11 protein-coding genes and 1 pseudogene are annotated in these 12,783 nt (G+C 64.8%); 10 read left to right on the forward strand and 2 right to left on the reverse strand.

What is annotated here, in order from left to right:
- Nucleotides 1–11: 11 nt before the first annotated feature.
- Nucleotides 12–767 (reverse strand): annotated as a pseudogene (locus WIN67_RS31140) (MCP four helix bundle domain-containing protein); the annotation flags it as partial.
- Between the two features lie 343 nt (nucleotides 768–1,110).
- On the opposite strand from WIN67_RS31140, the gene hpaB reads away from it, so the two are divergent.
- From hpaB to WIN67_RS17135, 7 genes are all read left to right on the forward strand, one after another.
- Nucleotides 1,111–2,673: a 4-hydroxyphenylacetate 3-monooxygenase, oxygenase component gene (gene hpaB, locus WIN67_RS17105; RefSeq protein WP_339069480.1), complete on the forward strand. Its 1,563-nt coding sequence runs from the start codon at nucleotides 1,111–1,113 to the stop codon at nucleotides 2,671–2,673.
- A gap of 154 nt (nucleotides 2,674–2,827) precedes the next feature.
- Nucleotides 2,828–3,340 (forward strand): 4-hydroxyphenylacetate 3-monooxygenase, reductase component, encoded by a 513-nt coding sequence (gene hpaC / locus WIN67_RS17110; RefSeq protein ID WP_102882643.1) that lies wholly within the window; start codon nucleotides 2,828–2,830, stop codon nucleotides 3,338–3,340.
- Between the two features lie 202 nt (nucleotides 3,341–3,542).
- Nucleotides 3,543–4,520 (forward strand): helix-turn-helix transcriptional regulator, encoded by a 978-nt coding sequence (locus WIN67_RS17115; RefSeq protein ID WP_339069482.1) that lies wholly within the window; start codon nucleotides 3,543–3,545, stop codon nucleotides 4,518–4,520.
- 136 nt (nucleotides 4,521–4,656) lie between these two features.
- On the forward strand, nucleotides 4,657–5,529 hold the full coding sequence (locus WIN67_RS17120) for a transporter (protein ID WP_213665296.1): 873 nt from the start codon (nucleotides 4,657–4,659) through the stop codon (nucleotides 5,527–5,529).
- Nucleotides 5,530–5,553: 24 nt separating this feature from the next.
- Entirely contained in the window at nucleotides 5,554–6,744 is a 1,191-nt protein-coding gene (locus tag WIN67_RS17125) for an MFS transporter (RefSeq protein WP_102882640.1), read from the forward strand.
- A gap of 49 nt (nucleotides 6,745–6,793) precedes the next feature.
- Nucleotides 6,794–7,915, forward strand: coding sequence for a class II histone deacetylase (locus WIN67_RS17130; protein ID WP_181430885.1), 1,122 nt, complete (start codon nucleotides 6,794–6,796; stop codon nucleotides 7,913–7,915).
- Nucleotides 7,916–8,307: 392 nt separating this feature from the next.
- A complete protein-coding gene (locus WIN67_RS17135; protein WP_110652631.1) occupies nucleotides 8,308–8,568 on the forward strand; it encodes a hypothetical protein in 261 nt (86 codons plus the stop codon).
- A 22-nt stretch (nucleotides 8,569–8,590) separates the two neighbouring features.
- Here the strand turns inward: WIN67_RS17135 and WIN67_RS17140 are convergent, their stop codons facing one another.
- Nucleotides 8,591–9,559 (reverse strand): helix-turn-helix domain-containing protein, encoded by a 969-nt coding sequence (locus WIN67_RS17140; RefSeq protein ID WP_339069488.1) that lies wholly within the window; start codon nucleotides 9,557–9,559, stop codon nucleotides 8,591–8,593.
- A gap of 307 nt (nucleotides 9,560–9,866) precedes the next feature.
- Here WIN67_RS17140 and WIN67_RS17145 point away from each other — a divergent pair, with 307 nt between their 5' ends.
- From WIN67_RS17145 to WIN67_RS17155, 3 genes are read left to right on the forward strand one after another with little or no spacing between them, the layout of a single operon-like run.
- Entirely contained in the window at nucleotides 9,867–10,400 is a 534-nt protein-coding gene (locus WIN67_RS17145; RefSeq protein ID WP_110596623.1) for a 2,4'-dihydroxyacetophenone dioxygenase family protein, read from the forward strand.
- Nucleotides 10,401–10,433: 33 nt separating this feature from the next.
- Entirely contained in the window at nucleotides 10,434–11,699 is a 1,266-nt protein-coding gene (locus WIN67_RS17150) for an MFS transporter (protein ID WP_300238497.1), read from the forward strand.
- Nucleotides 11,696–12,760 carry a 2,3-butanediol dehydrogenase gene (locus WIN67_RS17155; RefSeq protein ID WP_339069495.1) on the forward strand — a complete coding sequence of 355 codons (1,065 nt, stop codon included), beginning with the start codon at nucleotides 11,696–11,698 and terminating at the stop codon, nucleotides 12,758–12,760. Before WIN67_RS17150 ends, WIN67_RS17155 begins: the two co-directional genes overlap by 4 nt.
- The last annotated feature ends 23 nt before the right edge of the window (nucleotides 12,761–12,783 follow it).

A 12,783-nucleotide genomic window follows, 5' to 3' on the forward strand; every position in this document is an offset into this window, starting at 1 on the left:
TCGTCCTGACCGTCGACCTCGATGGCCTGGCGCAGATTGCCGCCGGCGATCACCTCGGCGACGTTGAGGGCCTTGTTCAGGGGGGTGACGATGCTGCGGGTCAACAACAGCGCCAGCACGATGGTCAGCAATGCGGCCAGCAGCGCGACGATGACGATCCCGGCAATGGCACTGTCGTAGTGCTCGCCGGCCGCCTTGGAGGCACTCTTGGCGCCCGCGGCATTGATCGCGATGAGCTTGTTCAACTGCTCGCCCATCTGGTCGGTGCCGTCCTTGATCCGGGTGTTGATCAGGGTGCGCAGCTCTTCCAGCTTGTCCTGGCGTGACAGCTCCAGCATCTCCTTCTGCGCCTGCAGGTAATTGTCCAGGGTCGCGCTGAAGGTCTTGTACAGCGCCACTTCCTCAGGGCCCGCCGGCAACGCCGCGTAGCTGGCCTGGGCCTGCCTGGCCTTGTCCACCAGCACGCCGATGCGGGTCTGGGCTTCGGCAAGGCCGGCCGGCTCGCGGTTCACCAGCACGCGAAATGACAGAATCCGCAAGCGCAGGACGTTCTCGGTCAGGTTGCCCAGATACCCGACGCTGGGCAGCTGATTGCTTTCCATTTCCAGGGACGCGTCGCGGATGATCGACATGCGGTTCACCGCAAACACGCCCAACACCATGACCAGCAAGGCAATAAAGGCAAAACCGAGGAAAGCACGCGGGGCGATATTCAGGTTACGCAAGGACATAGGACGAGTCTCGAAGGAGAACGGGGCGGCGAGCATCCATGCCCTTGATCGGCCGACGCATCAGGACTGCATCGACGAGGGACACCACGGAAAGAGCGTCCATGGGCCTATCAGAGATATCGGCCGAACTTGAGCTTTCATCTGTCTGATTGGCAAAAATATTTCGAAATGTGCCCCCTGTTTCAGGCCTGAGACAAGACAACGCGAAGTGAATCGATAAAGCCGTGATTCGCCGCTCCAGAACAGTGCGCCGTACCCCGCCCGAGAGCGCCAACGCGCCCTATGAAAAGTGCAATTCATTCGCCGTAAAAGCCATTTTTTCAGCGCCCGCCCCTGCCCATCATGGCCCCAGTCAATAAAAACAACGCCGAGACTGGATATGAAACCTGAAGACTTTCGTGCCGCAACCCACCGCCCGCTGACCGGTGCCGAATACCTGGCCAGCCTGCGCGATGATCGTGAAATCTACATTTATGGCGACCGGGTCAAGGACGTCACCACCCACCCGGCCTTCCGCAACTCGGCGGCCTCCATGGCCCGCCTGTACGACGCCCTGCACGACCCGGCCACCCAGTCACAACTGTGCTGGGACACCGACACCGGCAACGGCGGCTACACCCACAAATTCTTCCGCTCGGCGAAAAGCCCCGATGAACTGCGCCAGCAGCGCGATGCCATCGCCGACTGGTCGCGCCTGACCTATGGCTGGATGGGCCGCAGCCCCGACTACAAGGCCGCCTTCGGCAGTGCCCTGGGGGCCAACCCGGAGTTCTACGGGCGCTTCGCCGACAACGCCCGCACCTGGTACAAGCGCATCCAGGAAGCCTGCCTGTACCTCAACCACGCCATCGTCAATCCGCCCATCGACCGCGACAAGCCGGTGGATCAGGTCAAGGACGTGTTCATCTCGGTGGACCAGGAAGTCGAGGGCGGGATCATCGTCAGCGGCGCCAAGGTGGTGGCCACCAACTCGGCCCTGACCCACTACAACTTCGTCGGCCAGGGCTCGGCCCAGTTGCTGGGGGACAACACCGACTTCGCCCTGATGTTCATCGCGCCAATGAACACCCGCGGCATGAAGCTGATCTGCCGCCCTTCCTACGAATTGCAGGCCGGCATGACCGGTTCGCCCTTCGACTACCCGCTGTCCAGCCGCTTCGATGAGAACGACGCGATCCTGATCATGGACAAGGTGTTCATCCCCTGGGAGAACGTGCTGATCTACCGCGACTTCGAGCGCTGCCGCCAGTGGTTCCCGCAAGGCGGTTTCGGCCGGCTGTTCCCGATGCAGGGCTGCACCCGGCTGGCGGTGAAGCTCGATTTCATCACCGGGTTGCTGGTCAAGGCCCTGCAATGCACCGGCTCCCTGGAGTTTCGCGGGGTCCAGGCCCAGGTCGGCGAAGTGGTGGCCTGGCGCAACCTGTTCTGGTCGCTGACCGACGCCATGCACGGCAACGCCAGCGAATGGATGAACGGCGTCTACCTGCCCAGCACCCAGGCCCTGCAGGCGTACCGGGTGCTGGCGCCCCAGGCCTACACCGACATCAAGAAGATCATCGAGCAGGTGGTGGCCAGCGGCCTGATCTACCTGCCCTCCGGCTCCCGCGATCTCAAGGACCCGGTGCTCAACCAGTACCTCGGCACCTACTGCCGCGGTTCGGGGGGCATGGGCCATGAAGAGCGGATCAAGATCCTCAAGCTGCTGTGGGATGCCATCGGCACCGAGTTCGGCGGTCGCCACGAGCTGTACGAGATCAACTATGCCGGCAGCCAGGACGAGATCCGCATGCAGTGCCTGCGCCACGCCCAGGCCAGCGGCTCGATGAAGGCCATGACCGACCTGGTGGACAAATGCCTGGGCGACTACGACCTCGATGGCTGGACCGTGCCGCACCTGAGCAACCCCGACGACATCAACATGCTGGACCGCATCCGCCAGTAGCCACGAAGCCGGCTCCTACGGAAAAGGCCAATGTCCACCTGTTGTCGTAGGAGCTGGCTTGCCAGCGAAAGCGCCCGCCAGAGCACCACAAGGTCCTCTTCGTCGGCAAGCTGGCTCCTGCAGCGCAATGCCCTGCGCCCACGAGGAATTCGTCATGTCTGTACTCGATCCCAAGCAACTCGCCTTCCGCAACGCCATGGCTCACATGACCGCTGCGGTCAACGTCATCACCAGCAACGGCCCCGCCGGGCGTTGCGGCATCACCGCCACCGCGGTCTGCTCGGTCACCGACAGCCCGCCGACCCTGATGGTCTGCGTCAACCGCAACAGTGCCCTGAACCCGGTGTTCAAGGGCAACGGCCATTTGTGCATCAACGTCCTCAGCGGCGAACACGAGGACGTGGCGCGGCATTTTGCCGGCATGACCGGGGTGGCCATGGACCAGCGCTTCGGCCTGCACCCCTGGCGCGACGGTCTGCAGGCCCTGCCGGTGCTGGACGGCGCCCTGGCCAGCCTCCAGGGACGCATCACCGAGGTCCAGGAAATCGGCACCCACTCGGTGATGCTGGTGGAGCTGGATGAAATCAGCGTGCGCGAGCAAGGCGACTCGCTGGTGTATTTCAGCCGCTGCTTTCACCGTTTGCAGCACCCTTGCCCCGCCGCTTGATCCTGCCCTAACTCCTCCCCTGCCAACGCCCGGCTGCCTCGCCGCATCCGGGCCATGGGCCACCTCCTGCATCTGTAGGATGGCGCGGTGTTGCCAAGCCATCGATACTCGCACCAGGCCCTGCCCACGTCCCCCAGGCGTAATGGTCCTCAACCCCTTCCGTGACGAAAACAATAACAACGTCGCACAGAGGTACAGACCCATGAACCGACTCGATCACGCTCCGGCCAGCCTGTTGCAGGCCTTCAGCGAGCTGACCCTGGAACTGCAACAACTGGCGCAGAACAAGGACATCGAAAACCTTCACCAGCATGCCCTGGCGCGCATCTGCAAACTCTTGCCCTTCGACAGTGCCTGGTGGGGCCGCGCCGCATTGGTCGACGGCTTGCCGGATGAACACAGTTGCTACCTGTACCGCCTGCCACCGAGCTACCTGGCGGACTGGCAATCGATCCGCCACATCGACGTCACCGTGAACCGGGTGCACGAAGTACCGGGACGGGCGGTGATCGTCGACATGACCGATCCGCACAACGGCCCCGGGCTCAACTGGCTGGGGCGCCAGTACAACATCGGCGAGCTGCTATGCGTGGTGCACATCGATCCCCATACCCAACTGAGCAACCACCTGGCCCTGTACCGTGCCCCTGGCGCCCCGGCTTTTACCCGGGACGACTGCCATGTGCTGAACAACCTGATGCTGCACCTGGTGGCAGCGGTGTCGGCCAATCAGATCCGCACCCTGGTGGCCATGCGCGAGAAACTCACCCGCCCACGCAATCTGGCCCTGGCCGTGTGCGACCAGCGCGGCGTGCTGCAGTGCGCCGAGCGCGGTTTTGTCGATCTGCTGCTGCATGAATGGCCGCAGTGGAACGGTCCGCAACTGCCCATGACGCTCGATGGCAACGGTTTCGAGGGCAAGCGCCTGCAGATCGACTGCTCGGCCGTGGGCGACCTGTACCTGCTGGCGGCCCGCAGCCGCAGCCTGCTGCCCAAGCTCAGCCCCCGGGAAAACGCCGTCGCCCAGTGCTTCGGTGATGGCAAGACCTACAAGGAAGTGGCTCGGGACCTGGGCATGTCGCCCAACACCGTGCGCCATCACATCCGCGCCATCTACAGCAAGCTCGGGGTCAAGGACAAGGCGCGCATCGCCCAGTTGCTCCACGCCCCGCCCGACTGACCCCAACCCCTGACCTGCGCTGATTTGCGCCGTCGTATTTGACGGCCACGGGCAGCCTTTGCCCTTTTTTTGCCCCACTGCCGTGTGCCGGCGAGCCCTTCGCCGAACAACAACTCCAACAAGAGACGCACCGCCCATGACAAGGCTCATTACCCGCACCACCCTGGCCCTGGCTGGCACCCTGGCCAGCCTGTCACTCAACGCCGCGGACCTCAACGCCCGGGACTTCTTCGCCGCACCTGTGGGCACCAGCCTGGGGGTGCTGTACCTCCCGGCCACCCGTGCCGGCGACTTTCACGGCCCGGCCGACAGCACCGGCAAGGCCGAGCTGCGAGTCAATGCCATGGCCTACCGCCAGGTGTTCTTCAGCGACCTGTGCGGCACCCTGTGCACCCCACAGTTCATCGTGCCCTTGGCCGACATCAACGCTCGCTTGCCCGGCGCCGAACGCCATACCGGGGAGAGCGGTTTCGGTGATCCTCAGGTGGGGGGCACGCTGTTTTTCATCAACCAGCCGCAAACCCGCACCTACAGCGGCCTGTTGACCCTGATCACGCTGCCGCTGGGCGAGTACCACAGCCGCAACCCGGACGTCTCCCCGGGGGCCAATCGCTGGGGCGCGACCTTTGTCTACAACTACACCCAGGGCCTGGGGGAAAAATGGGTGCTGGAGGCCAACCTCGAAGCCCAGTTGTACGGCACCAACGACGACTATTTCGGCAGCGACCTGAAGCAGGACCCGCTGTATCGCCTGCAAGCCTTCGCCTCCTACGACTTCACCCCTGCGACCTACGGCGCCCTGCGCCTGATCCACGCCGATGGCGGCGAACTGCGGATCAACGACCGACGGATCAACGACACCCACAAGCGCTACACCCAGGCCGGATTCGAGGTCGGGCACTGGCTGGACAAGCGCAACCAGCTGATGTTCAGCCTGTCGCAGAACGTCGCCACCGATAACGGTTTTGCCGGCACCGACGCCTTGCTGCGCCTGGTCCACGTGTTCTGAACCCCTTGCCTTTGGAGCCTGTCCATGAACACCCAGAACGCCGTTTTGAGCGCCACCGCGCCAGCTACTCGCCAACCCCTGGGGCTGCTGGCCGCCATAGTGCTGTTCGCCGCCATCACTCCCGCCGTACTGCTGATGGCCCCGGCCATTGCCGCCCAACTGGCCAGCCAGTGGCACTTGAGCCCCACACAGATCGGCGACCTGTTCTCCGCCGAACTGGGGGCCATGAGCCTGGCCACGTTGCCGGCCATCTGGTGGCTGAAACACATCGACTGGCGGCGCGCCGCACTGTGCAGCGCCGTGCTGTTCATCGTTGCCAACCTGCTGTCGATGCTGGCCCACGACTATTCATTGTTGCTGATGGCGCGCTTTGGCAGCGCACTGGCGGGCGGCTCGCTGATGATCATCTGCCTGGCCAGCGCCGCCGCCAGCCCCAGTCCCAGCCGGGCCTACGGCTTCTGGGTGATGGGCCAGCTGGTGCTGGGCGCGGTCGGCCTGAGCCTGTTGCCCATGCTCTTCCAACGCTTCGGCCTGGGCGCCTGCTACCTGATCCTGGCGCTGCTGATGACCCTGTGCCTGCCCCTGGCCCGCTGTTTTCCAGCAGGCGCTGCGCGCCCGGCCGCCGACGCCGCGCAAGCCCCAGCGATCTCCTGGCTCAAGGCGAGCCTGGGAATACTCGGCATCCTCACCTTCTACATCAGCCTCAGCGGGGTCTGGACCTTCATCGGCGCCATCGGCAGCCAGTCCGGCCTCTCGGCGCAGACCAACGGCGACATCCTGGCCATCGCCACCTTGATGGGCATCGTCGGCGCGTTGTGCGCCACCCTGTTCGGCGACCGCCTGCCCCGCAGCGCCCTGCTCCTGCTGGGCTACGGCCTGATGGCGGGCTCGGTGCTGGCGCTTCTGGGCCAGCCGCAGCTGGCGCGCTTCGCGCTGGCGGCGCTGGTGTTCAAGTTCACCTGGACCTTCATCCTGCCGCTGATCCTGGCACGCATGGCCGAGATGGATCGCAGCGGGCGGTTGATGAACGCCTCCAATCTGGTGATCAGCGCCGGCCTGGCCATAGGCCCGACCCTCGCCGGGCGCCTGATCGAAAGCAGCGGCGGCTTCCAGGGCCTGTTGCTGGGGGGGGCCGTCATCACTTTGCTGTCCCTGGCGCTGGTACTCAGTTGCCGGCCCGCCCTCCAGGCCCCTTCCCAGCCCCAGGGGCGATGACTGCCAGCGCGTCCTTGAACAACACTTTCCTTGAAAAATGGATATCACCATGACCTGTAGAACGGCTTTTTTCTTCGATGAACGCTGCCTGTGGCACAGCGGCAGCCCCCACGTCCTGACGCTCCCGGTAGGCGGCTGGGTCCAGCCGCCGTCTGCCGCGGGGCATGCTGAATCACCGGAAACCAAGCGCCGGCTGAAAAGCCTGATGGATGTCTCCGGCCTGACCCGACAGTTGCATCTGCGCAGTGCCCCTGCGGCCACCGAGGACGATCTGCTACGGGTCCACAGTGCCGCCTACCTGCAACGTTTCAAGGCCTTGAGCGATGCCGGCGGTGGTCAACTGGGCGACGAGGCGCCTGTGGGGCCCGGCAGCTATGAAATCGCCAAGCTGTCCGCCGGGCTGGCCCTGGCCGCCGTGGACGCCGTGCTCAGCGGTGAAGCCGACAACGCCTACTCGCTGTCCCGTCCACCGGGACACCACTGCACCCGCGACCAGGCCATGGGCTTCTGCTTCCTGGCCAACATCGCCATTGCCATCGAGGCCGCCAAGGTCCGCCATGGCCTGGGCAAGGTAGCGGTCATCGACTGGGACGTGCACCACGGCAACGGCACCCAGTCGATCTACGAAGAGCGGGCCGACGTGTTGACCCTGTCCCTGCACCAGGACGGCTGCTTTCCACCGGGTTACGGCGGTGAGCAAGACCATGGCCGCGGCGCTGGCCTGGGCTGCAACATCAACGTCCCGCTGCTGCCCGGTGGTGGCCATGATGCCTACCTGTACGCCATGCAGCGCATCGTGGTGCCGGCCCTGGAACGCTTCGAACCCGAGCTGATCATCGTCGCCTGCGGCTATGACGCCAACGCCGTGGACCCATTGGCGCGAATGCTGCTGCACAGCGACTCCTTCCGCGAGATGACCCAATGCCTGCGCGACGCGGCCGAACGCCTGTGCCGGGGACGCCTGGTGCTGGTGCACGAAGGCGGCTACTCCGAGGCCTATGTGCCTTTTTGCGGGCTGGCGACCCTGGAGGCACTGTCGGGCATCCGTACCGCGGTCCAGGACCCGATGCTGGAGTTCGTGCGCCAGCAGCAGCCCAAGCAGGACTTCGCGGCCTTTCAGCGCCAGTTGCTGGACCGTCAGGCCGTGGCCATAGCGACCGCCGCTCGCTGACCCGCCCGGCGCCCTCACAGGGCTGATGTTCAGCGGCCTGACGCCGGACATCAGCCACTGCCTGCCTTATCACCTCTCGCACGCGTTATTGCGCCACGCCAAGAGCCGCGGCCCCGCTCCTCTGCCTGCTGCCTCGCGCAGCCCTGCGACACATTCGCCCTGACATGGCCAAAGATTTTCTATTCTCTCCTCAATAACCTGACCCACGGGTCCGTTTTTTTTCGCCGTTCACCCCAGGAAGAACTCTCGCGTGCCGTAGCAACGCGCCTTTGCCTTCGGGATCGGGTGTGTCGTGCGCCGGGGCCTGTCCGTCTGCTTGCCCGCTATCCCCGGTTGCCGGGATTTCCCACTGATCGGGGGCTTGCCTATCCGCTGAGACAAAGGAGATGTCCATGGACCGCAAGACCAAGCAATACCTCGACGAGATCTACTTCTGGCAGAGGGCCCGCGCCCGCCTGTTGCAGCAAGCGGCACAACTTCACGAACCTCCCCCTGGCCCAAGGGAAACCACCGTAGCCGATACCGCCAAGGAACCGCTGGACGATCTGTTGCACAGCTGCGGCCTGGCCGCACTGCGTCGCGGTTCCGAACAGGCTGCGCCACCCGGGCACGGGGCCGCCGGGAGCACGCCGCCGACGGAACCGGCGGACTGAAGCACCGCGGGCAATGCCCTGGCTATAACGGCTCCAGGGCCCGGGCCTCACTGGGTGTCTGCTGATAACGGGCCTTGAACGCCCGGGCAAAATGCGCCTGGCTGACAAAGCCATGACGGTAGGCGATTTCACTGATGTCCAGGCTTGCCCCCTGGCTGCTGCAAAGCAGCTGGCGGGCCTGCTGCAGGCGTTTTTCCAGGATGAAGCGGCTGGGCACGGTGTTCTCCATGGCGAACAGCCGGGCCAGGTGCCGGGTGGAAATGCCGGTCTGGGCCGCGACCCGTTCGCAGCTCAGGGACGGGTCCCCCAACTGTTCATGGATGCACTGTTTGGCCGCCAGCAGGTAGGAAGCACTCAGGGCATTGATGGGCCGTTCTCCAATCTGCCCGGCGATGATGCTGGCCAGCAGTTCGAAGGCCTGCTCCTGGTAGGCCTCGGCCTCGCCACACAGCGGCTGCTGGAAAAACGTCCGGGTGCGCTCGCCAAGGGTGCGCAACAGCAAGCGCTGAACTCCGCTGTGCGCGCTGATCTTCAGCGTCCGGTCGAAACGCTTCAGGCAGCGCTCGGCAAACTGCTCCTGGGGAATGTCGAAAATGAACTGGCGCATCGCCCCGCAGAAGCCGAACAGGTAAGGCTTGTCGGTGCGGTAGACCACCAGCTCCCCCGGTTCCAGTACCTGGCAGGCGCCGTCCTGATAGAAGAACGAACCGCTGCCGGTGACCAGGGACACGAAGATCGAATCCTTGGGTACACCGCGGATCATCGACGTGTCGCGTTCCACCACGTGTTCATTGCCCACGATGCGCGCCAGGCGCATGGCACCCAACTGCAGGTTGTCCTGGCGGGCGGTGAAACCGTCGTCGGCGTAGGAGTTGCACTTGAGCCCCACCAGGGTGCTGGCGTTGTAGTCCTCCCAGAAGCTCAGGCGGTGATCCGGGTCGACCGCCTGGGTGCTGGCGTGCCGGGTTTCGAGCAAGGCGCATGGAGACATTGTTGTTCTTCTCATGGGCGGCTGGATATTCCCCGGACGGCAAGGCCGTGTCCGGGCACCTGGGGCCGCATGATCTGCGGGCTGCGGCCATTCATTAACATCTGAACTATATAGCCTGTCAACTTGAAACGCAGTGAGAGCCGTTCGCCGGAACCGCCTCGTCACCTCGCTATTTTCGGTAGGAAAAATCCCCGTCCGAAACAGACAACAAATCGGTCCGATTCAATCAAACCGGCGTCCAGCCGTGGGCCTAAAGTCGCCTCAGTCATCCCCATGACGCCCCCTATAACAACAATCGAGGTCGACCATGCCTGAAGCCGCCACCCGTGAGTTCTGGAAAGACCTGCAGCCCATCGCCCACTGTTTCAAACCCGACGCCAAGCCCGAGGTCTACCTGCCGAATGCCGCCAGCGACGACCTGAGCCTGTACGTGCCCTTCACCGAAACCGTGTCTTCGCGACCGCTGTGGATTTCCCCCAGCGAGAACCGCTGGTGCGACATCCTCATGGCCCGCAGCGCCGGGCTGGTCAACCGCCACTACCACCCCCACGAAGTCTTCGCCTACACCCTGTCCGGCAAGTGGGGCTACCTGGAGCATGAGTGGACAGCCACCGCTGGCGACTTCGTCTACGAAACCCCGGGCGAAGGCCACACCCTGGTGGCCTACGAGCACGAGCAGCCGATGCGGGTGTTCTTCATCGTCAAGGGCCCGCTGATCTGGCTCGACGAACAGGGCGAGCCCGACGGCTACTTCGACGTGCACTCCTACATCGCCCTGTGCCGCGAACACTACGAAAAGATCGGCCTGGGCGCGGCCCATATCGACACCCTGTTTCGCTGATCGACGTTGCTCACGCCTCCTCGGAGAACCACCATGGCTTATAAAAACAACAAGGCCGGTTACGAGAACACCTTGCTGGGGGTGCTGTTCCTGACCTTCGGCTTCGTCTTTTTCGATCGTCTGGCGCTGTCCTTCCTGTTCCCGTTCATGGCCGACGAACTGCAATTGAGCAACAGCCACCTGGGCATGCTGTCGTCGGTGCTGGCCCTGGCCTGGGCGGTGTCCGGCGCCCTGGTGGGCGCCTGGTCGGACCGCCGTGGCATGCGCAAGCCGCTGCTGATTGTCGCGGTGATCCTGTTTTCCCTGTGCTCGGCCCTTTCCGGGCTGGTCACCGGTTTCCTCAGCCTGCTGCTGTTTCGCGCCATCATGGGGCTGGCCGAAGGGCCGATCCTGCCGCTCTCGCAATCCTTGATGGTGGAGGCTTCGTCGCCCCAGCGCCGGGGCTTGAACATGGGGCTGCTGCAAGGCTCGGCCGCCGGTTTGCTGGGGGCGGTGATCGGACCACCGGTGCTGATCGCCCTGGCAGAAGCCTATGGCTGGCGCCATGCCTTCATCATCTCGCTGGTTCCCGGCCTGCTGATCGCCCTGCTGATCTGGCGCTATGTACACCCGGACCCGCCACGGAGCGAGCCCCGAACCAACGCCGCACCGAGCAACGGCGGCGGACATCGGCTGGCCTTGCTGAAAAGCCGCAACATCGTGCTCTGCACCCTGATCAGCTGCGTGTTCCTGACCTGGTTCATCATTCTGATTTCCTTCACCCCGACCTTTCTGGTCAAGGTCCGCGACTACAGCCCGGCCAGCATGGGCACGGTGATGAGCTGCCTGGGCGGCGCCTGGGTGCTCTGGGGCTTCGGCGTGCCGGCGATCTCCGATCGCATCGGTCGACGCCCGACCCTGGTGCTGTTCTCACTGATCGCCGCCTGCTGCCCCATGGCACTGCTCTACGCATCTTCGCCCTGGATGCTCGGCGTACTGATGCTGCTGACCTACACCGGCCTGGGCTGCTTCACCCTGTTCATGGCCACCATTCCGGCAGAGACCGTGCCCCGTGAAGTCATGGCCACGGCCCTGGGCATGATCATGGGCATTGGTGAACTGGTGGGCGGCTTCGTCGCCCCGACCATCGCCGGGTTCGCCGCCGACCGCTTCGGCCTGTCCATCGTCATGTGGATGTCCTGTGGCGGCGCCTTGCTGGCAGCGGTACTGGCGCTGTTTCTCAAGGAAACCGCCCCAGCGGTGCTGGCCCGTCAACAGCGCCAGCACGCCTCCTCTGTCCTGCAAGGAAACCAGCCATGAACGCACTGCGTTGGCATGCCGCCCGAGACCTGCGCCTGAGCCAGGTGCAACCGCGCCAGCCCGGCCCCGGGGAAGTCCTGCTGCAGGTGGCCTACTGCGGTATCTGTGGCAGTGACCTGCATGAGTACGCCGATGGGCCGCACTCGATTCCCCAGCACGCGGCCCATCCGCTGTCCGGCTGCCGGGCGCCACTGACCCTGGGCCATGAGTTCTGCGGCCAGGTGGTGGCCTTGGGCCCCGACGTCGATCCGAGCCTGCTGGGGCAACGGGTGGCCGTGGAGCCGGAGTATCGCTGCGGCGAATGCCAGTACTGCCGCATGGGCCAGTACAACCTCTGTGAATCCATGGGCTTTATCGGCCTGATGGGCGACGGCGGTTTTGCCGAACAGGCGCTGGTGCCCGCCTACATGCTGCACCGGCTGCCGGAGCGCGTCAGCTTCAAGCAGGCCGCCGTGCTGGAGCCGGCAGCGGTGGCCTACCACGCCCTGAACCAGAGCAGCCTGCTGGCCGGCGACAGTTGCGTGGTGTTCGGGCTGGGCCCCATCGGCCTGCTGCTGGTCCTGCTGGCCCGGCTGCGGGGCGTGGAACGCATCTACGCCGTGGACCTGGACCCCGAGCGCCGGCGCCTGGCCCTGGAACTCGGCGCTAGCGCCGCCCTGGACGGCGCCGACCCACAGTTGCAGGAGCGCCTGCGGCAACTGAGCGACGGCGGCCTCGACACAGCCTTTGAGGCCGCCGGCACCCAGCAGACCCTGAGCCATGCCCTGCACTGCCTGCGCAAGGGCGGTGAAGCCGTGCTGGTGGGCCTGATGGGCGAAGTGCAGGTCGACGCCTTCCACCTAGTGAACAACGAACTGCGCCTGCTCAGCAGCGTCGGCTACCGCCATGTGTATCCCGAGTTGATCGAGCTGCTGGCCAGCGGACGCCTGGACCTGTCGCGGGTGGTGACCCGCTGCCTGGCCCTGGAGCAGGCGGTGGAACAGGGCTTCGAGGCGCTGTTGCAGGACAAAAGCCAGATCAAGGTGCTGGTCAACCCGACGCCGGCCCTGGCCGAGGCCTGACCCCTCGCTTTCAACACTCAAGA

Origin of the sequence: Pseudomonas idahonensis (assembly GCF_037903935.1) — a bacterium.
GTDB lineage: Bacteria > Pseudomonadota > Gammaproteobacteria > Pseudomonadales > Pseudomonadaceae > Aquipseudomonas > Aquipseudomonas danubii.

Coding starts and splice junctions, on each gene's coding strand:
- hpaB (WP_339069480.1), top strand. CDS start 1,111: ATGAAACCTGAAGACTTTCGTGCCGCAACCCACCGCCCGCTGACCGGT.
- hpaC (WP_102882643.1), top strand. CDS start 2,828: ATGTCTGTACTCGATCCCAAGCAACTCGCCTTCCGCAACGCCATGGCT.
- WIN67_RS17115 (WP_339069482.1), top strand. CDS start 3,543: ATGAACCGACTCGATCACGCTCCGGCCAGCCTGTTGCAGGCCTTCAGC.
- WIN67_RS17120 (WP_213665296.1), top strand. CDS start 4,657: ATGACAAGGCTCATTACCCGCACCACCCTGGCCCTGGCTGGCACCCTG.
- WIN67_RS17125 (WP_102882640.1), top strand. CDS start 5,554: ATGAACACCCAGAACGCCGTTTTGAGCGCCACCGCGCCAGCTACTCGC.
- WIN67_RS17130 (WP_181430885.1), top strand. CDS start 6,794: ATGACCTGTAGAACGGCTTTTTTCTTCGATGAACGCTGCCTGTGGCAC.
- WIN67_RS17135 (WP_110652631.1), top strand. CDS start 8,308: ATGGACCGCAAGACCAAGCAATACCTCGACGAGATCTACTTCTGGCAG.
- WIN67_RS17140 (WP_339069488.1), bottom strand. CDS start 9,559: ATGTCTCCATGCGCCTTGCTCGAAACCCGGCACGCCAGCACCCAGGCG.
- WIN67_RS17145 (WP_110596623.1), top strand. CDS start 9,867: ATGCCTGAAGCCGCCACCCGTGAGTTCTGGAAAGACCTGCAGCCCATC.
- WIN67_RS17150 (WP_300238497.1), top strand. CDS start 10,434: ATGGCTTATAAAAACAACAAGGCCGGTTACGAGAACACCTTGCTGGGG.
- WIN67_RS17155 (WP_339069495.1), top strand. CDS start 11,696: ATGAACGCACTGCGTTGGCATGCCGCCCGAGACCTGCGCCTGAGCCAG.